General features: G+C 63.0%; 18 protein-coding genes. 5 read left to right on the forward strand and 13 right to left on the reverse strand.

From position 1 onward, the window contains the following. Positions 1-31: 31 nt before the first annotated feature. The 8 genes from ABNT42_RS08550 to ABNT42_RS08585 form a co-directional block, all read right to left on the reverse strand. Positions 32-331: an addiction module antidote protein gene (locus tag ABNT42_RS08550; protein WP_348696251.1), complete on the reverse strand. Its 300-nt coding sequence runs from the start codon at positions 329-331 to the stop codon at positions 32-34. A gap of 393 nt (positions 332-724) precedes the next feature. After that, positions 725-1,417, reverse strand: a complete 693-nt coding sequence (locus ABNT42_RS08555; RefSeq protein WP_348696252.1) for a GNAT family N-acetyltransferase — start codon at positions 1,415-1,417, stop codon at positions 725-727. 4 nt (positions 1,418-1,421) lie between these two features. Beyond that, positions 1,422-4,019, reverse strand: a complete 2,598-nt coding sequence (locus tag ABNT42_RS08560) for a quinoprotein amine dehydrogenase (RefSeq protein ID WP_348696253.1) — start codon at positions 4,017-4,019, stop codon at positions 1,422-1,424. 124 nt (positions 4,020-4,143) lie between these two features. Next, a complete protein-coding gene (locus tag ABNT42_RS08565; protein ID WP_348696254.1) occupies positions 4,144-5,331 on the reverse strand; it encodes a tetratricopeptide repeat protein in 1,188 nt (395 codons plus the stop codon). 122 nt (positions 5,332-5,453) lie between these two features. Then, entirely contained in the window at positions 5,454-6,674 is a 1,221-nt protein-coding gene (locus tag ABNT42_RS08570; RefSeq protein ID WP_348696255.1) for a DUF2863 family protein, read from the reverse strand. Positions 6,675-6,677: 3 nt separating this feature from the next. Then, on the reverse strand, positions 6,678-7,544 hold the full coding sequence (locus ABNT42_RS08575; RefSeq protein ID WP_348696256.1) for an HDOD domain-containing protein: 867 nt from the start codon (positions 7,542-7,544) through the stop codon (positions 6,678-6,680). A gap of 202 nt (positions 7,545-7,746) precedes the next feature. Further along, on the reverse strand, positions 7,747-9,381 hold the full coding sequence (locus tag ABNT42_RS08580) for a methyl-accepting chemotaxis protein (protein ID WP_348696257.1): 1,635 nt from the start codon (positions 9,379-9,381) through the stop codon (positions 7,747-7,749). Between the two features lie 14 nt (positions 9,382-9,395). Continuing rightward, positions 9,396-9,851: a cache domain-containing protein gene (locus tag ABNT42_RS08585; protein WP_348696258.1), complete on the reverse strand. Its 456-nt coding sequence runs from the start codon at positions 9,849-9,851 to the stop codon at positions 9,396-9,398. Positions 9,852-10,114: 263 nt separating this feature from the next. Here ABNT42_RS08585 and ABNT42_RS08590 point away from each other — a divergent pair, with 263 nt between their 5' ends. The 4 genes from ABNT42_RS08590 to ABNT42_RS08605 are packed head-to-tail and all read left to right on the forward strand — an operon-like array spanning position 10,115 to position 14,632. Beyond that, positions 10,115-11,608 carry a lysine 2,3-aminomutase gene (locus ABNT42_RS08590; RefSeq protein ID WP_348696259.1) on the forward strand — a complete coding sequence of 498 codons (1,494 nt, stop codon included), beginning with the start codon at positions 10,115-10,117 and terminating at the stop codon, positions 11,606-11,608. Positions 11,609-11,616: 8 nt separating this feature from the next. Beyond that, positions 11,617-12,864, forward strand: a complete 1,248-nt coding sequence (locus tag ABNT42_RS08595; RefSeq protein ID WP_348696260.1) for an MFS transporter — start codon at positions 11,617-11,619, stop codon at positions 12,862-12,864. After that, complete coding sequence (locus ABNT42_RS08600) at positions 12,861-13,742, forward strand: 2OG-Fe(II) oxygenase (protein WP_348696261.1); 882 nt, start codon at positions 12,861-12,863, stop codon at positions 13,740-13,742. The genes ABNT42_RS08595 and ABNT42_RS08600 overlap by 4 nt, the downstream gene beginning before the upstream one ends. Before the next feature lie 38 nt (positions 13,743-13,780). Then, positions 13,781-14,632 carry a fumarylacetoacetate hydrolase family protein gene (locus ABNT42_RS08605; RefSeq protein WP_348696262.1) on the forward strand — a complete coding sequence of 284 codons (852 nt, stop codon included), beginning with the start codon at positions 13,781-13,783 and terminating at the stop codon, positions 14,630-14,632. Here ABNT42_RS08605 and ABNT42_RS08610 read toward each other — a convergent pair. The 4 genes from ABNT42_RS08610 to yjgA form a co-directional block, all read right to left on the reverse strand. Continuing rightward, the gene (locus ABNT42_RS08610) at positions 14,629-15,972 is read right to left on the reverse strand and encodes an aspartate aminotransferase family protein (protein WP_348696263.1); all 1,344 of its coding nucleotides are present in this window, start codon (positions 15,970-15,972) and stop codon (positions 14,629-14,631) included. The two genes, ABNT42_RS08605 and ABNT42_RS08610, sit on opposite strands and share 4 nt — an antisense overlap. 257 nt (positions 15,973-16,229) lie before the next feature. Continuing rightward, the gene (locus tag ABNT42_RS08615; protein WP_348696264.1) at positions 16,230-16,901 is read right to left on the reverse strand and encodes an alpha/beta hydrolase; all 672 of its coding nucleotides are present in this window, start codon (positions 16,899-16,901) and stop codon (positions 16,230-16,232) included. A gap of 8 nt (positions 16,902-16,909) precedes the next feature. Next, positions 16,910-17,530, reverse strand: a complete 621-nt coding sequence (mog, locus tag ABNT42_RS08620; protein WP_348696265.1) for a molybdopterin adenylyltransferase — start codon at positions 17,528-17,530, stop codon at positions 16,910-16,912. Then, complete coding sequence (yjgA, locus tag ABNT42_RS08625; protein WP_348696266.1) at positions 17,520-18,119, reverse strand: ribosome biogenesis factor YjgA; 600 nt, start codon at positions 18,117-18,119, stop codon at positions 17,520-17,522. Before yjgA ends, mog begins: the two co-directional genes overlap by 11 nt. A 94-nt stretch (positions 18,120-18,213) precedes the next feature. Here yjgA and pmbA point away from each other — a divergent pair, with 94 nt between their 5' ends. Next, positions 18,214-19,566: a metalloprotease PmbA gene (pmbA, locus tag ABNT42_RS08630; RefSeq protein ID WP_348696267.1), complete on the forward strand. Its 1,353-nt coding sequence runs from the start codon at positions 18,214-18,216 to the stop codon at positions 19,564-19,566. 97 nt (positions 19,567-19,663) lie between these two features. Here pmbA and ABNT42_RS08635 read toward each other — a convergent pair whose 3' ends face one another. Then, positions 19,664-20,794, reverse strand: coding sequence for a M14-type cytosolic carboxypeptidase (locus ABNT42_RS08635; protein ID WP_348696268.1), 1,131 nt, complete (start codon positions 20,792-20,794; stop codon positions 19,664-19,666). Positions 20,795-20,804 lie beyond the last annotated feature (10 nt).

The raw sequence follows: 20,804 nt of genomic DNA on the forward strand, positions 1-20,804 counted from the left end.
GGCTGCTGGTGGAACTGCGCAACGGACTGGCTTACCCGAGCGGTTGAACTGCCAGACGTAAGCCCATGGCAGCTAAGATGGCACGTAGGGTGCGAATTGATGGATTACCATGCTCCGATAAGGTGCGATACATCGTGTTCGGATTAGCTTCGGCAACTCGAGCAATCTCTTGCACACCACCGAATGCCGCGCTCAAGGAACGTAGAGCGAGCATTAAGTCAACCTCGTCGCCGCTAGCCAGCACGTCGTTAAGGTAGTCTGCTGCCAGCGCTGGGTCAGCACGGAACATGGCGGCAGTTGCTTCATCATGAGAGCGGTGAGGCTTTTCCATTTCTGCTTTTCCAGTCCTGCAGCATCTGTATCGCCGCTCAGACCACTGGCGAGCCGAGCCACGCGCCGGATGATGGCGACTTTAGCTTGGCGGTCACGTAGCCTATCCAACCATTCCTGATACCGATCTCTGCCTTGTGCGTCAATGTAGTGCAGTATGTGATACATATTAGCCTATAAGCGAATATCGGCAAGTGCATAGATCGGACTGCGCGGCGCTCCGGAGTAAGCTAGCCGGCGGATGAAAGAATGATCTCCATGAATATCGGATCTAGTCTAAGTTGGATGGCTTGGAACTGGATACGAAGAGTAGAAGTGTTTGCGCTCAGTCAAACGAGTAAATTTTCCCGCGGCTGACAGGGTAATTAAGAGCGCCCGCGTTAGCGGATCTGATTCAGTTCGTGGTAGTACGGGCCAGTACGCGCACCACGGTCTGGCGGTAGTCGCGGAAGCCCATGCGCAGGTAGAGCTGGTGGGCGGGATTGTCGTGCATCACGTGCAGGAAGGGCGTGTCGCCGCGCAGCATTTGCTGGCGCAATACTTTGCGGATCAGCGCGGGTGCCAGTCCCCGTCCCTGTGCCGATGGGTGAGTGCACACGCCGCTGATTTCGCACAGGCCCGGTGCGCGCAGGCGCTCGCCGGCCATGGCGATCAGCTCGTCATGCTCGAAGATGCCCCAGTATTCGCCCAGTTCGATGGTGCGCAGGCCGAACGGCCCCGGCTTGCACAGCTGTGCCAGCGCCACCGCCTGTGGCGCATGTTCGGCTGTCAGGCGTATCGCCTGCGGCGCCGTATCGGTGGCCGGACATTCGCCTGCCCACACCATGCGGAACATGGATGATTCCACTTCGATCTGCCAGCCCTCGGGCACCGGCCCCTGCCAGCTATCGCAGTAAAAATGTTCACCAGCCTTGCAGACTTCGCGCAGACCGTCGAAGTCGGGCTGTGCGGGATCGGCAAACGCGATGATGGGCGAGAAGCCTTCCACATAGCGCCGCGCACCACCGCTGCCGCTGGCGTAGCAGGCATGCGGCCCCGTCAGCGCCTGCCAGAAAATATGATCAAGTACGACGGGGTCGTAAGCCATGGGCTTAAGGTCCGACCGGCACGATGGTGGTGGTGCCGTCCGTCGTGATGGCGATCAGGGTCAGGCCATCGCCCGATACGGCCATCTGGCGCGCCGCCAGTTGCTTGCCTGTGCTGGTCAGCTTGAACTGGTTGAGCAGGGTGCCGCTGCTGCTATATAGCCAGATATCGCTGACCGCGCCATTGGCGGCCGTGCCGCAGTAGAGCCGGCCATCGCTGCCCACTTCCACATTGTTGGGGGCGCCATCGCCGGCGGGCAGATAGGCTAGCACGCCCAGATCCGCCGGATTCAGGATACTGCACGATTTAGGCGTGGCGCTGGCGCTGTAGAGGCGCGTGCCATCCAGACTGACGGCGATATCCTGTCCCTGCGTGCCGGCGCCCGCGTGGCTGGCGGCCGTGACTTTGGCGGGATACAGGGTGCCGCCGTTGAGCGCCGCGTAGTCCACGCTATAGGTAGCGATCTGTACCGTGCCACTATCTTCGCTCTGCTGCAGCAGACGTTTGCCATCACCGCTGACCGCCAGCGTGCCGCTGCTCAGTGGCAGGCTGAGCTTGGTTTTATTGCTGGTCAGGTAGGCCGCACCATTACTCAGTGCCAGGATCTCGACGCCGTTCGGACGCAGTATCTTCAGGCGGGTGTTGCGGTCCGCTGCACTGAGCGCCAGATTGCCTGTCACCGTCTGGGTGTTCAGGTTGATAGTGACGAGGGCCCGGTTGCTCAGGTCCAGCAGATACAGCAGGTCGCCATTGGCGCTGGTGGTCATGTCGCCCAGACTGCTGGCGAGGCCGGTAATGCTGGCCACTTTCTGGCCCGTATATAGGTGGTAGACATCGATATAGGCGCTACCGTTGTGTACATAGGCATACGGGCGGATCGGGTCGGTGATCACATTGCTATATGGCAGCACGGTGGTGGTATTGCTGCTCGGTGTGCGGCTGCCTTTCCAGAAGGCGACGCGGATTTCTTCCGGTGCTACTGCGTCCGTATCGGTCGGGGTGATGGTGACGGTGGCCAGATTCAGCGAGTCGGCTGCCAGCGAACTAGGGTCGGCCACCAGTGCGATCTTGTTGCTGGTAACGTTGGCGGCTAGCCAGCTTTCGCTGGAGCTGGCGCTCATGCCGCCAAAGTTGCCGAAGTTGTCAGTGACGGTGATGGTACGCGTCAGGCGCGACCAGCCGGGCGAGCCGCTCAGGGCAACCGCCGTTTCGGACGGGATCAGCGTGTGCTTGTCCTTGTTGATGGTCAGCAGCACGGCAGCCTTGACCTGATCGCCATTCACGCTGGCGGTGGCGTTGAGCAGGAGCGAACTGCTGCCCACGCTGGCGCTGTTGGGCGCGGCACTGAAAGTGAGCTTGCTACCCGTCTGGCTGACCGTGCCGCTGGTGGCGCTGGCGCTGGCCCATGCCGGCAGTGCATCGAGTACCCATGGCCAGCTATTGCTCAGCGTGTTCAGGCTGAGCGTGACGGCCGGCGCGCTGCTGAAGTCGCGGCCATAGGTACCGCCCAGCGTGACGGCATTGACCGAGGCGCTCAGGGTGGCGGCAGTCAGGTTGAGCGTCACGGGCAGGGTGCGTGTGCTCAGTCCCGGCGCGGACAGGCTGAGGGTGTTGCTATAGCTGCCGCTGGCCAGTGTGCCCACGCGCGGATCGACCGACAGCGCCATGCTGGCGGGCGTGGTACCGCTGCTAGGCGTGACGCTGAGCCAGCCTACGCTGGCGCTGGCGCTCCAGTTGGCGGTGGCTTTGTCATCCGTGTCGATGCTGATGTTCTGGGCCGGTATCGGTGCGCCATTGATGGCATTGAACGTCAGGCCGCTGGAGTTGCTGATCAGACCGCTAGGCTGGACTGACAGAGTGGCAGGCAGGGTGACGCTCTGACCATCGCTGGCACTGATGATGATGGTGGTGCTGTATTCGCCTACGGCGAGGCCGCTGGCATCGAAGCTGACGGCCAGCGTGGCGCTGCCGCTGCCGCTGGTGACGGCCGGCTTGAGCCAGCTGGCACCGCTGGCCACGCTCCAGCTACGGCTGCTAGCGACGATGCTGACGTTGATCGGGCTAGCGGCAGCGCCGCCCAGATGGATGGTGCCGGCCAGCGCGGTGGCCGGTGTAGCGCTAAAGGTCGGCTGGTCGGCCGGGACGATCTGCAGGCTGTAGGGCAGGCTGACGGGTGAACCGGGGAACTGGCTGGCACAGGCGCTATCGCGGCACAGGCGCACGCTGAAGTTGCCGCTATACGTACCCACGGCCAGCCCCGGTGCTGTCTGCAGCACGGCGTGGTACTGGCTATCGCTATCGCGTACTAGCTGCGGGTTCGGCTGCAGCACGCCATTGCTATCGACCACGCTGGCAAATACGGTGCCCGTCACTTCGGCTGGCCGCGCCACCGCCGCGATCACATTCAGTGTCAGCGATTTGCCTGCATTCACGCTGGCGCGCACGGTGTCGGGATTGAAGGTGAGCGCAGGGCTGACCACCGGCGTGCTGCCACCACCACCGGTGCTGCCACCACCCCCGCCGCCGCAGGCTGCAAGGGTAGCCAGCAGCAGGGCACAACTGGAATAGATGAAAGTCGACGCGACGGAACGGCGATGCAGCATGGGGATTCCTTGTAGGCAGCACGTATCGTGCCTCAGCCTACAATTGTTGTTCACCCGCAACAGGGTGTCAAGCTGGCTCAGAGGGCGAGTTCCGCCTCAGTTCTGCCCTTTGAATCCGTCCGGCCTATTTCTGCAGGGTGGCCGCTTCATAAGCGCGCAGCTTGTCCAGCTTGGCCGCGTACAGATCATGGTCGCTGCGGGTGGTGCTGTTGGCCAGTGCCTTGACCATGTGCGTGTCCGCTTCGCGCAGATAGCCCAGCCGGTAGTCGGCCAGTGCTAGCCAGAAGTGGAATTCGTGATAGTCCGGCACCCGTGCCAGTTCGCGCTTGAACAGTTCGCGCGCCCGCTGGAAGTCGCCGAGGCGCATGGCGGCCTGCCCCAGATTGAAGTAGTAGAACGGTGGCTCCGGTTCCAGCGCGGCCAGTTTCTGGCGCAGCTGTGCTGCTTCGGCCCGTTTTTCCGCTTGCGGCTGGGTTTCCAGCGCCTGCGCCAGATTCGATAGCACGATCACGTTGTCCGGCCGCTGCTGCAGGGCGTAGCGCAGCGTGCGTTCCGCTTCGGGCAGGTTGCCGTGGTGCTGGTAGATCACCGCCAGCGTGTTGTAGGCATGCAGGAAGGCGGGCGCCTGTTCGATGGCTTTGCGCACTAGCCAGTAAGCCTGATCGTACTGGCCCTGCGCCAGCAGTTCGGCGCCGCGGTTGTTCAGGTACATGGCGATGATGGTGTTCTCATCGAGCGGCCTGGCGTTTTCGCGCGCCTTGGCCGTGATGGGGATGAAGTCCACCGTCAGCGGGCTGGAGAGGTCCACCCCGAAGCCATTGCGGATATCCGTGCGCTGCTGGCCTAGTGTGAGGTTGACGTGGTTGCTGGCGAAGTAGAGGTCGCCCGTGCGGCTCCAGCTTTCATCCACCTGCACCTGCTGGAACTGTACGTTCAGATTGAGTTCGCGTGCCAGTGCTGCTGTCATGATGGCTAGCGACAGGCAGTTGCCGGAACGGGCGGCAAAGGTTTCTGCTGCATCGCGCGTCATGGCGGCATCGTATTCGAGCTGCAGCTTATCCTTGCGGTAGAGCGCTTCGAATAGCACACGGCGCACGTCCTTGTGCAGCAGGTTGTGGCTGACTTCGCGCTGCAGGTAGGCGCGCATCTCGGTATTGACGGCAAAGATATGCTCGGTGTCTACCGGTGTGGCCGGCGCAGCAAATAGCTGGTCGTGGAAGAGTTGCGGCGCCGCTGGCAACTGGGCCAGCGGGGTGGTGCTGGCGCAGCCGCCCAGCAAGGCGGCGCAAAGCAGGATAGTGCAAGCTCTCATGACAGTCTCCCGTATCGGCGGGACTCTATGGGCTAGCGCAGTAAGGCTAAGACTAAAACTTGGCTACCGGGTTCCGCTGAAGGAAAGTATCCTCGCCTGTACGGGCACTGTCAAACGCTGCTTCAGGCGAGCGGGCGCAGTTCCTGCGGCTGGCCGTCGGCGTCGAAACGCAGCGCTACCGACAGCTGGTTCAGCCCCAGACTGGCCAGTGCATCACGCACGTCGTCGACTTCGATTTCCAGATCAGCCGTCAGGTCGAGTGGCCGGTCGCATTCGGCCAGCACACTGTCGCCTGCACGCAGTTGCACGCGCAGAACCATGTCATCGTCGATATCGGTCGGCGCGATGATGGCGTGCAGTTGCTCAGCCGCGTGGCCGTCCATGGCCTGATTCAGCGTGGCCAGCATCTGCAGCATGGCGTATTCGGCCTGCGCGGTGGTGCGCGCGCCGAAGAACAGATCCTGATACAGGAAGTTCAGGCGCAGTGCCGGGTCGCTGCCGCGGCCACGGCCCAGGCAGCGGGCCACCATCGGGGCATACTGCTCGGTCCATTTCTGGTAGCGCTCGGCGCGCTGGGCAAAATAGGCATCGGCGGCTTTTTCCTTGGCCGGCACGGCGTAGAATGGATCATCGGCGCGCTTGAGGGCAAAGCCCAGCAGGAAGCGCAGTTCGACTGCGCTATCGTCGGCACCGAAAGCGCTGGGCGCCCAGCCGGCCGCCATGCTGCGCTCCAGCGCCGGTGCCGCCATGATCTTCTTGTTGTTCAGTGATTGCTCGGCTTCGCGCACCATGCTGTGCAGTTGGCCGTAAGTGATCTTTTCGATTTCGCTGAGGTCGTAGGCGTGGCTGACCAGCACCACGCGGGCGCGCGGGCTTTCCAGACCGGCATCGGTGAAGCTATCGAGCACGGCATCATACGCCGCGCTATCCTGAAAATCGGCCGCCGCATCCAGCCCGCCCTGACTGTGCACGAATACGGGGATGGCGAAGGCGTCGATTTCCATTTCCGGCGCATCGGCATGGCGCAGGCGTACGCTGGCCGCGCCTTCTTCGATGGCGTTGCGCAGGTAGCGATAGCCGTCGACGGATTCGTCGCGTGCCAGTTCGATCGCGCCATACAGCACTTCATCCTTGCTCTGGTTGAGCAGCTTGCGCAGCAGGCGCTGGAATTCCAGCTTCTTCTGGGCCAGCTCGGCGTGGGTGGCGGCGGCCACGATGTCGTTATTGAATTCACCATCCGACAGGTCGAGCGCGAGGGCGCACAGTTCGGTGGTCTGCTGTTCGTCTTTGAGTTCCGGCGCGTTGGCCGATTTGCGCGGGACGGGGCGCTTGTTCTTTGCCATAGTCTATCGTTCGGTATGCAGGGCTTCGTTGAGTTCTTCCAGCAGGTCGGCCGTTTCATCTTCCGTCAGGCCCAGATGGCGGCAGGCGAAATCGCGGCCTTTTTCCCATTCGTAGGACATGCGGCGGCCGTGGAAGCGCTGGATGCCCTGTTCGGCCAGCAGTGCCAGCGAGACCAGCGAGCGGATCGCGTCATCGGTGGCAGGGTCTTCCAGCACGCTGTAATCGTGGTGGTGCAGGATGGCCCAGCTGACATCGGGCGACAGGCCCCAGTTGCGCGCCAGCAGACAGCCGATGGACGCGTGGTTGGTCTGGTAGCGCTGGTCTTCCAGCTGGGTAAAGGGATTGATGTGATCGTCGCAGGCTTCGTTATAAGTCTGCGCGTAGTCGGCAAAGCGGTTCATCAGCAGCGGCACGCCGATATCGCAGAACAGGCCGAAAGTATGGGCGATGTCGGGCGGGGCGATGCGCAGTTTGCGCGAGCAGAACACCACGGCCTGGGCACGCCGTGCCGAGATTTCCCAGAAGGCGTTCAGGTCGGCTTCCTTGCCTTCGATGGCCTGACGTGCCAGCAGGCCCGTCAGCAGGGCCGCGCACTGGCTGATGCCGAGGAAATTGATGGCCTGTTCGACCGATTTGGCTTTGCGGGCAGCGCCGAAGAAAGGCGAATTGGCTAGCTTCAGCAGCGCGCCCGACATGCCGACGTCATTGCCGATGATGCGGGCAATGCGGCGTGGTGATGGATCGGGCTGGGCCAGCTCGCGCTGCAGATCGACCAGCAGGCTGGGCCGAGGCGGAATCCGGATCGAACGGATCAGCGCATCTTCTACGGCGTGGTCGTCGGGCTGGGCGTGTGGTGCTACTGGTGTCATCGTAATCTTCAGGGTCGGGTACAAATGATGCCAAAGCGACACTATAAACTAGTGCGCTCTGTCGTGCCCCCTAATTATCGCCGCAAGCTGCGGCGCTGGATATCTAAATTTCCCGATTTTATGTGCCGAATGACAATTTTTTGGGGCGGCCCTCTAGGGAAAAAGAACATTTTTATATCATTTTGTGCCGCCTTGTGTACGCCTAGTCCAGATTGCGATTTCGACCACGCCGCGCTGGCTGTGCGGCTAGCACCAGCGCCGTGCCGCTAGCGGGACTGGCGGCCGGCATCTGGAATACGGCCACCGCGGCCGAGAGCTGGACCGCCTGCTCCTGCAGGCTGGCGGCGGCGGCCGCCGCCTGCTCCACCAGCGCCGCATTCTGCTGGGTCACATCGTCCATCTGGCCCACCGCCAGATTGACTTCGGCTATGCCGCGCGCCTGCTCGGCACTGGCCTGCGAGATGTGGGTGATGATGTCGTTGACCTGCTGGACCGAGGCCACCACGTCGTTCATGTGCGCACCGGCCTGTTGTACCGAAGCGCTACCGCTATCGATGGTGGCCACCGAGGTGGCAATCAGCGTCTTGATCTCGCGCGCGGCGGCGGCCGAGCGCTGCGCCAGCGTGCGCACTTCGCTGGCCACGACAGCAAAGCCGCGCCCCTGTTCGCCCGCGCGTGCCGCTTCCACGGCCGCATTGAGGGCGAGGATATTGGTCTGGAAGGCGATGCCGTCGATCACGCTGATGATGTCGACGATCTGGCGCGAACTGCTGCGGATATCGCCCATCGTCTGCACGGCCTGCTGCACGGCGCTGCCGCCTGTCTGCGCCAGTTGCGCCGCGCTGGCCGCCAGCTGGCAGGCCTGACGGGCGCTGGCGGCGTTGTGCTGCACGGCTTCGGTCAGGCTGGCCATGGCGCTGGCAGTCTGCTCGAGCGAACTGGCCTGCAGCTCGGTGCGGCTGGACAGATCCAGATTGCCGCTGGCGATTTCGTGCGCGGCCACGTCGATGGTCTGCACCGCCGTGCGGATGATGCCCAGTGTCTGGGTCAGATTATCCATGGTGCGGTCGAGCATGCGCGCGGTGTCGGCGATTTCGTCGCGCCCGTCATTGCTGGCGCCTGTAATCAGGCGGCCCGCCGCCAGTGCCAGCACCACATCGGCAATCGCGCGGATATCGCGCAGCATGGCGCTGCGCACGGCCATGGTGACGGTCAGCGACAGCAGCACAGACAGCAGCACCAGCACGGCCATGCCGCTACTGAGTTGCTGGAACTCGGCGCGCGCCTGCTGGTGCGCCTGTGTGCTCAGTTGCTGTTCCAGTGCGGACAGGCGCGCCAGCAGGGTATTGAGCTGCTGGAACTGCTGCTCGGCCTTGGCCATGGCATTGGTGGCGATGCTTTGATCCATCGCCGCCATGTCCATGGTGTCCTGCACGGCTTTGCGGTAGGCTTGCAGGGTGCGGCGCGATTGTTCGACGATCTGCCGCTCGGCGCCATCGTCGCTGGCCGCCATGTCGCTCCCCAGCTGGCGCAGTTGCTGGTCTATGCCGTCGTGACCCTGATGAATCTGGCGGTTCAGTTCATCCAGCCGGTTCTGGGCAAAGCTGCCATTCACCCATGCCAGCAGCTGGTAGATGCGGGCATGGGCATAACGCACTTCGGCGCTGATATCGGCGGCGTTCTTGAGCCGTGCCGTGCGCACCTGCAGCAGGTGTTCCAGTGTGCCGTTCTGGCGCTGCATGCCGTAGTAGGCAGCGCCCGCCGTGAGCATCAGCAGGCACAGTACCAGTCCCGGTGCCAGCAGCAGTTTCGGTCCGATCCGCAGTGTCTTCAGCATGGCCAGCCTCCGCCTTATTTTTTATAGATGCCCGCTTCCAGCACCACATCACCCACACGCAGGATGTAGGTGGTCTTGGGTTCGATCTTGCCGGTGGCGGGATTCTTGTACTGGTAATCGACCCAGCCATGGCCTTTTTTGGCCGCCAGTTCGATGATCTCGCGGCGGTACTTTTTACCGCTGGCATCCGGCATATCGGTCAGGTCTTTGCCGACGATGCTGGCGTTGACGGGATGGGCCAGCACGATGCCGCTGGTCAGATCGCGTACATCGATGTACAGCGTGCCTTGCAGGTAGTCGGGATCTTTGGCGCTGACCTTGCGCAGCAGTTCTTCCTTGCCGTGCGCCTTCAGATAGGCGGCGCCTTTTTCCACCATGGCGATGGCATCTTTCTCGGTGGGGTCGGCAGCATGGCCGGACAGGGGCAGCAGCAGGGCCGTGCTGACGGCCAGCAGGGATAGCAGTTTCATGACAGTTCCTCGTGTGAGAGTGGGAGAGTGACTAGTGGCTGCTGAACTGTACGCCGCTGGTCTGATGAGGAATTGCGCTGCCGCAAGTTCTAGCTTGCTGGCAAGTTCGTCCGCCATCTGCATCAAGGCAAAGAAAATTTCCACTCATCATTTTTTACGTGCTTGATGCACGGCAATTGCAGGTGCGCGGCGCGGCCTAGCATGCAGCTATTGCCCGACTGCTGCTGCGGTCTAACCCAGCCCCACCTGCGAGAGGAATTGCCATGAATATCGTGCCGATGCGTGACGCTGCCGCGCCCAAGTTCCAGCCGTATATCCGCCAGACCATCAGCCGCGCGCGCCAGTGGGAGTGGCTGGCGCCTGAACTGCAGGAAGCCGTGCGGGTGGTGTCGCATGTGCTGCCGTTCCGTACCAATGCCTATGTGATGGACCAGCTGATCGACTGGAACAACGTCCCCAACGATCCCATCTACCGCATGACTTTTCCTCATCGCGACATGCTGGCGCCGGACGATTATGCCCAGTTGCGCGAACTGGTGCTGGGACAGGGGCAAGCAGGACCGGCGCAGGCGCCATCGGCCGCGCTGGCGGCACTGGTGCAGCGCATCCGTCTGCGCATGAATCCCCATCCGGCCGGACAGATGACGCACAACGTGCCACGGGTGAACGATGCGCCGCTCAAAGGCATGCAGCACAAATATAAGGAAACCGTGCTGTTCTTCCCTAGCGCGGGCCAGACCTGCCACGCCTATTGCACCTTCTGCTTCCGCTGGCCGCAGTTCGTCGGCATGGAAGACATGAAGTTCGATGCCGCCGAATCGCAGCAGCTGGGTGCCTATCTGCGCCAGCATCCGGAGGTGACGGATGTGCTGATTACGGGGGGCGATCCGCTGATCATGAATACGCGTGCGCTGTCGGCCGTGATCGAGCCGCTGCTGGTGCCGGAACTGGCGCACATCCAGAATATCCGCATCGGCACTAAGTCAGTGGCGTACTGGCCGCAGCGCTTCGTCACCGACCGCGATGCCGATGACCTGTTGCGGCTGTTCGAGAAAGTGGTGGCGAGCGGGCGCAATCTGGCCGTGATGGGGCACTATAGTCACGCGGTGGAACTGCGGCCGGAAATCGCCCAGCAGGCCGTCAAGCGCATCGTCGGCACGGGGGCTACCTTGCGCATGCAGGGGCCGCTGATCCGCCACATCAACGAAGACCCCAAGAGCTGGGCCGAACTGTGGCAGACCGGTGTGCGGCTGGGTGCGATTCCCTACTATATGTTCGTCGAACGCGACACGGGGCCGCGTGAATACTTCCAGCTACCACTGGCACGCGCGCACGAAATCTTTCAGGCGGCCTACCAGATGGTGTCTGGTTTGTCGCGCACGGTGCGGGGGCCATCCATGAGTGCCTTCCCCGGCAAGGTGGTGATCGACGGGGTAGCGCACATCGGTGGCGAGAAAGTGTTTGCCCTGCAGTTCCTGCAGGCGCGGAATCCGGACTGGGTGCGCAAGCCGTTCTACGCGCGCTATGACGCGAATGCCACGTGGATGGATGAACTGCAGCCTGCGTTTGGCAAGGAGAAGTTCTTCTTCGAGGAGGAGGGCGGCAGCCGCAGCGAGCCGCAGCCCGACTACACCCCGCACAAAGTGATCCCGCTGCGCCGTGCCGAGGCCGAGTCGTGTGCTGGCAACAGCACCAGCGGCAGCTTTGCGGGCGGCTGCGATGCCGGTTCTGGCGCCGATCTGCCCCATTCGGCCTAGGTGCCGTCATGTCCGACCGCCACCTGTTCGGCATGGTGTTCCTGCCTTTCGCCTTCGGCCACTTCCTGCAATGCCTGCTGCGCAATGTGAATGCCACGCTGGCGCCGCAGTTACTGGCCGCGCTGGCGCTGACACCCGGCCAGCTTGGCCTGCTCACCAGCATCTACTTCTTCACCTTCGCGCTAGTGCAGCTGCCGGTCGGCATGGCACTCGACCGCTGGGGCCCTGCTCGGGTGCAATGGCCGATGCTGCTGCTGGCCATGCTGGCCGCACTGGGCTTTGCCGGCGGCCAGCAATTTAGCCAGCTGCTGGCCGCGCGGGCCCTGCTGGGCTTCGGGCTGGGCGGCTGCTTCATGGCGGCGCTGAAGGCTTTTTCGCTGTGGGTGGAACCGGCCCGCCTGCCTTCCATGCAGGGCTATCTGGTAGCGGTGGGCGGCATGGGCGCGGCGTCCGCCACGCTGCCCGTCAGCTGGCTGCTGCACTATGCGGGCTGGCGTGGCGTGTTTATCGGGCTGGCGCTGCTGGTGCTGGCGGGCGCGCTGCTGCTGCGCTGGCGTGCGCCGCAGCTTGCCGTCAACCGCGCCGCCCCCGCCAGCAGTGCCGCGCTGCGGCTGGTGTGGGGCGATGCCGGCTTCCGTCAGGTGCTGCGCCTGCTACTGCTGCCGCACATGGTGTATTTCGGCGTGCAGGGGCTGTGGCTGGGGCGCTGGCTCAGCGATGCGGGACGCTATACGGAAGCGCAGGTAGGCTATCTGCTCTATCTGAGCATGGCCGCCATCATACTGGGCGCCATCGGCGTGGGCCAGCTGACGCAGTGGGCGGCGCGGCGCGGGGTGGCTATGCTGCGCATTGCGGCCTGCGGCGTAGCGCTGTTCCTGCTGGTGCAGCTGGCCATGCTGTGCCAGTGGGTGCCTGCCTTTCCTGTGCTGGTGGTACTGTTCACACTGACGGGCACCGCCACCGGCATGGACTACACCATCCTCGCGCAGAGCATGCCGGCCAGCCTGAGTGCGCGCGCCGTCACGCTGCTGAATCTGCTGATCTTTCTGGGTGCCTTCGCCGTGCAGGCCGGTTTCGGTCTGGTGGTAGCGCTGTGGGCACCCGATGCGCAGCAGCAGTTGCCGGCGCAAGCCTATCAGGCCGGCTTCGCTCTGCTGATCGTGCTGCAGCTGCCCGGTTTATGGCGTTACCTGTGCCCTCAGCGATCCGGTAGAATGGGGCTACGTCCGGCCACTAGCCTCAGTACACCACGATGACCACATCTCCTAGCGTGTTTAATGCCTTGCCCGCCGAATGGCGCAACTGGATCATGGAAAATCTGGCACGCGGTTGCCGGCCGCTGGAAATGGCCAACAGCATGGCGGGCTCGGGGCAGCACAGCATGGCAGTAGCGATGGCCGCGATCGATGCCGCCATTGCCCTGCGCGCCGGCAGCGAGGGCGCAGCGGCACCCGCGCAGAGCGCTTTCACGGCACCGCAGCAGATGCCCTATATCGATTTAAGCAGCAACCGCATCAGCACACCGGACCGCGAAGTGGATGTGCTGTTCGTACTGCAGCAGCCGCAGATCATCCTGCTGGGGAATGTGCTGAGCAGCGAAGAGTGCGACGCGCTGGTAGCCCATTGCGGCAACCGCTACACGCGTTCCACCGTCACGGCAGAAAACGATGGCGCCAGCGTGGTGCACGAGGGCCGCACCAGCGAGATGGCATTTATCCGGCGCGGCGAAGCGGAAGTGGCCGAGCGCGTCGAGCGGCGGCTGGCTGCGCTGGCACACTGGCCGGTGGAAAACGGCGAGCCATTCCAGTTGCAGAAATACGGCCCTACGCAGGAGTACCGGCCTCATTACGACTGGCTGGACCCTGAGAGCGGCGGCCATCGCAGCCATCTGGCGCAGGGCGGCCAGCGGCTGGCCACGTTTGTGCTGTATCTGAGCGATGTAGTGCAGGGCGGCGGCACGGCTTTCCCCGGGCTGGGGCTGGAGGTGTATCCGCGCAAGGGTAATGCCGTGTGGTTCCTCAACACCGATGCCAACCATCAGCCGGACCGCCAGACCCTGCATGCGGGCGCACCCGTGGTGAGTGGCACCAAGATCATCGCCAACAAATGGCTGAGGCAGGGGCGCTACGGTTAGAATGGCGGTCTACACCACCCTGCTAACCTAGGATAGATATGAGACTCGTACGCTATGGCCGTCCCGGCAAAGAAAAACCCGGCCTGATTGATGATGAAGGCAAGCTGCGTGACCTGTCCGGCGTGATCAGCGATATCGACGCGGCACAGCTGGCACCGAAGGCGCTGCGCAAGCTGGAGAAACTGCCGCAGGCGTCGCTGCCGCTGGTACGCGGCAATCCCCGTTTCGGCGTGCCGGTGGCGCGCGTGGGCAAGTTCATCGGCATCGGCCTGAATTACTCCGACCATGCGGCCGAAGCGGGCATGCCGATACCGCAAGAACCGATTGTGTTCATGAAGGCCATCAGCTGCCTGAACGGCCCTGATGACCCCATCATGCTGCCGCAAGGCTCGAAGAAAACCGACTGGGAAGTGGAACTCGGTGTGGTGATCGGCAGCCGTGCCCAGTATGTGAGCGAAGCAGATGCGCTCAAATACGTGGCCGGCTATACCGTGGTCAACGACCTGTCGGAACGCTCGTTCCAGCTCGAGCGCGGCCCGCAGTGGGACAAGGGCAAGGGCTGCGATACCTTCGGCCCCGTCGGCCCATGGCTGGTAACACCGGAAGACATCTACGACCCACAGCAGCTGGATCTGTATCTGGAACTGAACGGCAAGCGCATGCAGTCTGGCAGCACGGAAACCATGATCTTCACGGTGGCGCAGATCGTCAGCTACCTGTCCCGGTTCATGACGCTGGAACCGGGCGACATCATCGCCACCGGCACGCCACCCGGCGTAGGGCAAGGCCGCAAGCCGCAGCGCTTCCTCAAGAAGGGCGACAAACTGCGTCTCGGCATTGCCGGGCTGGGCGAGCAGCAGCAGGAAGTCATCGCCTGGCAGAAGCGCTAGGCCGGGTTTTTTTTCACCCGCTTGAGCGCAGCCGCAAGCGCGTCGTCCAGCCGTTCAGTGATATCGGCCAGTTCGCTATCACTGACGATGAAGGGCGGCGCTAGCAGAATATGGTCACCGAGCTGGCCATCGATGGTACCGCCCATGGGGTAGACCAGCAGGCCGCAGGCCATGGCCGTCTCCTTCACCACCGCATGCAGTGCCAGCGCCGGATCGAACGGCGTCTTGCTGCTGCGCTCCTGCACCAGTTCCAGCGCCATCAGCAGACCACGGCCACGGATATCGCCCACATGCGGATGCTGGCCGAACGCCTGCCGCAGCAAACGGCGCAAGGTAGCGCCGCGGGTGGCTACAGCTCCCAGCAGATTATCGCGCTGTATCACCTTCTGCACCGCCAGCGCGGCCGCCGCCGCAATGGGGTGGCCCATATAGGTATGGCCATGCTGGAAAGCCCCGCTGCCATCGCGCAGGCGCTGGGCGATGTGGGCCCGTGCCAGTACGGCGCCGATGGGCTGATAACCGGCGCCCAGCCCTTTGCCTAGCACCACCAGATCGGGCAGCACGCCCTCCTGCTCGAAAGCGTACAGCGTGCCCGTGCGCCCCATGCCGCACATCACCTCATCGAGGATCAGCAGTATGCCGTACTGCTCGCACAGCTTGCGCACGCCACGGAAGTAGCCGAAGGTGGGCGGGACAGCGCCGGCGGTAGCGCCAACCACCGTTTCGGCCACGAAGCCGATGATATGCTGCGGCCCGTGCGCGAGGATGCACTGCTCCAGCTCGGCCAGCAGGGTAGCCGTGTAATCGGAACTGGTCTGGCCGTCCAGCCGTTCGCGGTATTCGAAGCAGGGCGCCACGCGCGGCACGGCCATCAGCAGCGGCTCGAACGGCCGGCGTCGCCACGCATTGCCGCCTATCGCCAGTGCCCCCAGCGTATTGCCGTGATAGCTCTGGCGCCGCGCGATCAGCAGGGTGCGCGTATGCTGGCCCGCTTCGACGTAATACTGGCGCGCCAGCTTGAGCGCCGCCTCCATCGCCTCCGATCCGCCGGAAACCAGATACGCATGATCGAGATCGCCCGGCGCATCGCCGGCCAGCCGCTGCGCCAGATCCTCCGCCGCCTTGCAGCTAAAGAAAGCCGTATGGGCATAGGCCAGCTGATCGGTCTGGGCATGCATGGCCGCCAGCACATCGGGATGGGCGTGCCCCAGCGACGACACGGCCGCGCCGCCGCTGGCATCGAGATAACTGCGACCCTGCTGGTCGCGCAGCGTAATGCCGCTGGCACTGACGGCCACGGGTGGCGTGCGGCGCAGGTTCCGGTGCAGCAGATGGCTCATGGCATGCTCCCCTCATGGCGGAAGTCAGACAATAAACCAGCAGCGCTTGCGCTCTGTTGATCTATGCCGCACCATGCTCAAAAAGCGGGGTCAGGTCGGGCAAAGTGTAAGTGTCAGGTTGGGCAGCGGGGCAAAGGATGCAGAAGTTCAACTGTGCCCCGATGCCCGACCTGACACCTGCACTTTGCCCGACCTGACCCCTGCCGTGGCGACACCCATGCCGTAAGCAGGGGCGGCTGGTGGGAGGAGAGGCTGGCTTAGCCGATCAGTACGCGCTTGAGCCACGCGCTGATGTGCACTACTTCTTCCTGGCACAGCGAGTGCTGCATGTAGTAGTCGTGCCATTCGACGTTGTAGCCCAGTTGCTTGAGCAGGTCGCGCGACTGGGTGGCGCGGGCAATCGGAATCACCGGATCCATCTGGCCGTGCACCATGAAGATAGGCGTGGCCAGACTTTGCGGCGTATGCTCGGCCGCGGCCTTGGCAGCGATCGGCACATAGCCGGACAGGCACATCATGCCGGCCAGCTTTTCCGGCTGGCGCATACCGGTCTGCAGCGTCATGGCGCAGCCTTGCGAGAAGCCGGCCAGTATGATGCGGTCAGCCGGAATGCCGCGGGCTTTTTCGCGCGCGATCAGCGCTTCGACTTTGGCTTGCGAAGCGCGCAGGCCGGCTTCGTCTTCCTGCCGTCCCAGATCGGTATTCACGATGTCATACCACGCACGCATGACGTAGCCACCGTTGATGGTGACGGGCATGGTGTCGGCATTCGGGAAGATGAAGCGGATGGCCGGCAGGCCGCTCAGATCGAGTTCATGCAGCATCGGCACGAAGTCGTTGGCGTCGGCACCCAGACCGTGCATCCAGATGATGGCAACGGTAGGATTCGCACCGGTTTCTTTTTCGATGGTTTGCAGCAGTTGGCTCATGGAGTTCCTTATTTTGCAGGCGGACGCAGGGCCGACTTGGGACGGAAGGCTTTGCATTGCGCCGGATCGGTTTCCATATACGGGCCGCCGATCAGATCGATGCAGTAGGGGACGGCAGCAAAGATGCCGCCTACCAGTGTGGCGCCTTCGGCGTCCTTCAGTCCGCCCAGCGTTTCGGCGATGGCTTTGGGCTGGCCCGGCAGGTTCAGTATCAGCGCTGCGTGGTCGGCGGTTTCGCGGATCACGGCAGTCTGGCGCGACAGGATGGCAGTCGGCACGAAGTGCAGACTGATCTGGCGCATCTGTTCACCGAAGCCCGGCATCTCCTTGGTGCCCACGGCCAGCGTGGCTTCCGGCGTCACATCGCGCCGCGCAGGGCCGGTGCCGCCCGTGGTCAGCACCAGATGGCAGCGCTGCTGGTCCACCAGTTCCACCAGCGTGGCTTCGATCTGCGCGCGCTCGTCGGCGATCAAACGGGTCTCGACACGGAATGGCGTGGTCAGGGTGCGTGCCAGCCAGTCCTGCAGGGCAGGAATGCCCTGATCCTGATACACGCCACCACTGGCACGGTCGGAAATCGACACCAGCCCGATCAGCAGGGTGGTGTCGCTGTTCAGATTACTCGTCATCTTCTTCGCTATCGGCGTCGTCGGCTTCGCTGCTGGCAGCTTTTTTCTTGTCCGCTTCGATTTGCTTCAGAATCTGGAAGATTTCGCGATAGGCTTTCGGCGGCTTGTTCTCGGCCTGTTCCTTGCGGGCGTTACGGATCAGGGTGCGCAGATGCTGCACATCGAGTTCCGGATTTTCCGCCAGCAGGGTGGTCAGGGCGTTGTCGTCGGCCAGCAGCTTGTCGCGGCGGCGTTCCAGCGCGTGCATGGCAGCCGTATCGGCTTTGGAGGCGCCTTTCCAGCTATCGATGGCGCGCTGGATGGCGGCCACTTCCTCTTCGTCCAGCGTACGCATCTTTTTACCCACGAACTGCATTTGGCGACGGCGGCCTTCGTGGTTGGTGATGGTCTGGCATTCGAGGATGGCGTCGCGCACGTCCTCGGGCATAGGCACCCGTTTTACGCGGTCGCGCGGTTCGTTGACGAGGGCTTCACCCAGTTCCTGCAGGGCGTTGACCTGACGTTTGAGCTCGGACTTGGAAGGGCGTTCGTACTCTTGCTCGAATTCTTTCGAGCTAAAGCCGACGGCTCCGCGATTAGGATTTACCATATTATTAACTTTCTCTTCGGTGCGTGGCCGCACCTGTAAACTGTAAACGACTGCTATGATACCTGTTTTAGCAGTCACCCGAAGATTACAGCCCATGAGCGATACCCATTTTAGCCATACTCAGGACCAGTTGAAACAGCTTGCACAGGACGTGCTGACCTACGCCAGAGAGCAGGGCGGTACTGATTGTGCCGTCGAAATCAGCGAAGGCAGCGGCCTGTCGGTGTCGGTGCGCAAGAGCAAAATCGAGACCATCGAGCAGAACCGGGACAAGGGCATGGGCGTCACCGTCTTCGTGGGCAAGCGCCGCGGCAATGCCAGCACTTCGGATTTTTCCGCCGCCTCGCTGAAGGCCACGGTGGAAGCGGCCTACAACATCGCCCGCTTCACGGCTGATGACGATTGCGCCGGTCTGGCCGATGCCGATCAGCTGGAAATGTCGCCCCGTGACCTGCAACTTTACTATCCGTGGGATATCAGCACGGCCGACGCGGTAGCGCTGGCGCAGCGCGCCGAAGCGGCCGCGTTTGCTGTCGACCCGCGCGTGACCAATAGCGAAGGCGCCGGCGTGCACGTGCAGCAGTCGCACTTCGTCTCGGCCAACTCGCGCGGTTTCATCGGCGGGTATCCGTATTCGCGCCACACCCTGTCGGTGGCACCGATTGCGGGCAAGGGCGCGAATATGCAGCGCGACGACTGGTACTCGTCGGTGCGTGATGCGCGTCTGATGTCGTCGCCGGAAGCCATCGGCCGCTATGCTGCCGAGCGCGCACTGGCGCGCTTGAACGCGCGCAGCATCGATACCCGTACCTGCCCCGTACTGTTCGAAGCACCGCTGGCCGCTGGCTTGCTGGGCGCCTTCGTACAGGCCACTTCGGGTGGTGCGCTGTACCGCAAATCCAGCTTCCTGCTCGACTCGCTGGGCAAGCAGGTGCTGCCCGAGCATATCCAGATCACGGAAGACCCGCACATCATCGGCGGCGTTGGCTCGGCGCCGTTCGACGAAGAAGGCGTGCGTACCCACAAGCGTGATGTGGTCAAGAATGGCGTGGTGCAGGGCTACTTCCTGTCCACCTACTCGGCGCGCAAGCTGGGCATGCAGACCACCGGTAACGCTGGCGGTTCGCACAATCTGGCGCTGACTTCCTCGCTGACGCAGGATAGCGACGATTTCGTCGGCATGCTGCGCAAGATGGGCACGGGCCTGCTGGTGACGGAACTGATGGGGCAGGGCACCAACTACGTGACGGGCGACTATTCGCGTGGCGCGTCCGGTTTCTGGGTCGAGAATGGCGTGATCCAGTATCCGGTGGAAGAAATCACCATCGCCGGCAACATGAAAGACATGCTGGCGCAGATCGTCGCCGTTGGTAACGACGTTCTGGTACGCGGCACCAAGCAGACCGGCTCCATCCTGATCGAAAACATGGTGGTGGCCGGCAGCTAAGGCTGCAAATGAAAGCGGCGACGGACAGTCATATCTGTGCCGCCGCCGTGTAGCCCTGCTTTCAGGGCAGGGCTAATCCTACTTCCGTATCGCTACATTACTGCTGGGCCAGCAGCGATTGCAGCACTGGCTGCAGTACGGCTTTACCCAGTTCGGCGCTGCGGGCGCCATTCCAGCCCGTTTCCGGATCCGGATCGTTGGCGTTGTCCTTGAACGGCATTTCCAGTGTCAGCGACAGGCAGCCGAAGGCGTGGGTGATGTGCGGCGAACCCATGGTCAGCGTCTCGGGCGTGTATGGCGTTTCGCCGTAGCCGTATTCGTCCTGGAAGTCCGGGCTGGCGATCAGGAAGTTGTCGATGAAGTACTGCTGCGCTTCGGCCTGATCCGGCGTGAAGTCCGGCAGCGATTCGCTACCGGCCACGAACACGTAAGGCAGACCTTCGTCGCCATGCACGTCGAGGCACAGGTCGCAGCCGATTTCCAGCATCTTGTTCTTGACCAGGAAGACTTCCGGGCTGCGCTCCATGGTCGGGTTCAGCCATTCGCGGTTCAGGTTGGCACCGGCCGCATTGGTACGCAGATTACCGCGCACCGAGCCGTCCGGATTCATATTCGGTACCACGTAGAACACGGCTTCTTTCAGGCACTGGCGGCCGAACGGGTTGGCCGGATCGAGCAGCGCTTCGACCATGCCTTCCACGAACCACTCGGCCATGGTTTCACCGGGGTGCTGACGGGCGATGACCCACACCTTCTGTTCCGCTTCCGGATTGCCGATCACCAGCATGTTCAGATCGTGGCCGTCGATGGTGCTGCCCAGATCCACCAGTTCCACCAGCGGCGACAGCTGGGCATTATCCAGCAGGGCCAGATGGCGTTCCCACGAATACGGCTCGAAGTAGGCGTAGTAGACGCTGTCGTATTCGGGCGTATGCTCGACCGTCATGACCTTGCCGTCGTAGCGGGTCGGCACGCGGAACCAGTTCTCGCGGTCGTAGCTGGCCACGGCCTGATAGTCTTTCCAGCCGTCCGGATAGGCGGCGCTACCGGCGTTGAGGAAGTTCATGGTCAGCGGGGTGGCTTTGCCACCTTGTACGCGGAAGTAGAACCACTGGGTGATGTCGGCGTGCGAGTCCTTGCGGATGTTCAGGTCGATATTGGCCGGATCGTCGGCGCGGATCACTTCGATGGCACCAGCGTCGAACTGGTGGCTGATTTTGATAGGCATGGCGGAATCC

Origin of the sequence: Duganella fentianensis, from assembly GCF_964031615.1 — a bacterium.
Taxonomy (GTDB): domain Bacteria; phylum Pseudomonadota; class Gammaproteobacteria; order Burkholderiales; family Burkholderiaceae_D; genus Rugamonas; species Rugamonas fentianensis_A.

What these genes read in the sequence shown, in the direction of transcription:
- ABNT42_RS08550 (WP_348696251.1), bottom strand. Translation starts at nt 331, where the DNA reads ATGGAAAAGCCTCACCGCTCTCATGATGAAGCAACTGCCGCCATGTTC.
- ABNT42_RS08555 (WP_348696252.1), bottom strand. Translation starts at nt 1,417, where the DNA reads ATGGCTTACGACCCCGTCGTACTTGATCATATTTTCTGGCAGGCGCTG.
- ABNT42_RS08560 (WP_348696253.1), bottom strand. Translation starts at nt 4,019, where the DNA reads ATGCTGCATCGCCGTTCCGTCGCGTCGACTTTCATCTATTCCAGTTGT.
- ABNT42_RS08565 (WP_348696254.1), bottom strand. Translation starts at nt 5,331, where the DNA reads ATGAGAGCTTGCACTATCCTGCTTTGCGCCGCCTTGCTGGGCGGCTGC.
- ABNT42_RS08570 (WP_348696255.1), bottom strand. Translation starts at nt 6,674, where the DNA reads ATGGCAAAGAACAAGCGCCCCGTCCCGCGCAAATCGGCCAACGCGCCG.
- ABNT42_RS08575 (WP_348696256.1), bottom strand. Translation starts at nt 7,544, where the DNA reads ATGACACCAGTAGCACCACACGCCCAGCCCGACGACCACGCCGTAGAA.
- ABNT42_RS08580 (WP_348696257.1), bottom strand. Translation starts at nt 9,381, where the DNA reads ATGCTGAAGACACTGCGGATCGGACCGAAACTGCTGCTGGCACCGGGA.
- ABNT42_RS08585 (WP_348696258.1), bottom strand. Translation starts at nt 9,851, where the DNA reads ATGAAACTGCTATCCCTGCTGGCCGTCAGCACGGCCCTGCTGCTGCCC.
- ABNT42_RS08590 (WP_348696259.1), top strand. Translation starts at nt 10,115, where the DNA reads ATGAATATCGTGCCGATGCGTGACGCTGCCGCGCCCAAGTTCCAGCCG.
- ABNT42_RS08595 (WP_348696260.1), top strand. Translation starts at nt 11,617, where the DNA reads ATGTCCGACCGCCACCTGTTCGGCATGGTGTTCCTGCCTTTCGCCTTC.
- ABNT42_RS08600 (WP_348696261.1), top strand. Translation starts at nt 12,861, where the DNA reads ATGACCACATCTCCTAGCGTGTTTAATGCCTTGCCCGCCGAATGGCGC.
- ABNT42_RS08605 (WP_348696262.1), top strand. Translation starts at nt 13,781, where the DNA reads ATGAGACTCGTACGCTATGGCCGTCCCGGCAAAGAAAAACCCGGCCTG.
- ABNT42_RS08610 (WP_348696263.1), bottom strand. Translation starts at nt 15,972, where the DNA reads ATGAGCCATCTGCTGCACCGGAACCTGCGCCGCACGCCACCCGTGGCC.
- ABNT42_RS08615 (WP_348696264.1), bottom strand. Translation starts at nt 16,901, where the DNA reads ATGAGCCAACTGCTGCAAACCATCGAAAAAGAAACCGGTGCGAATCCT.
- mog (WP_348696265.1), bottom strand. Translation starts at nt 17,530, where the DNA reads ATGACGAGTAATCTGAACAGCGACACCACCCTGCTGATCGGGCTGGTG.
- yjgA (WP_348696266.1), bottom strand. Translation starts at nt 18,119, where the DNA reads ATGGTAAATCCTAATCGCGGAGCCGTCGGCTTTAGCTCGAAAGAATTC.
- pmbA (WP_348696267.1), top strand. Translation starts at nt 18,214, where the DNA reads ATGAGCGATACCCATTTTAGCCATACTCAGGACCAGTTGAAACAGCTT.
- ABNT42_RS08635 (WP_348696268.1), bottom strand. Translation starts at nt 20,794, where the DNA reads ATGCCTATCAAAATCAGCCACCAGTTCGACGCTGGTGCCATCGAAGTG.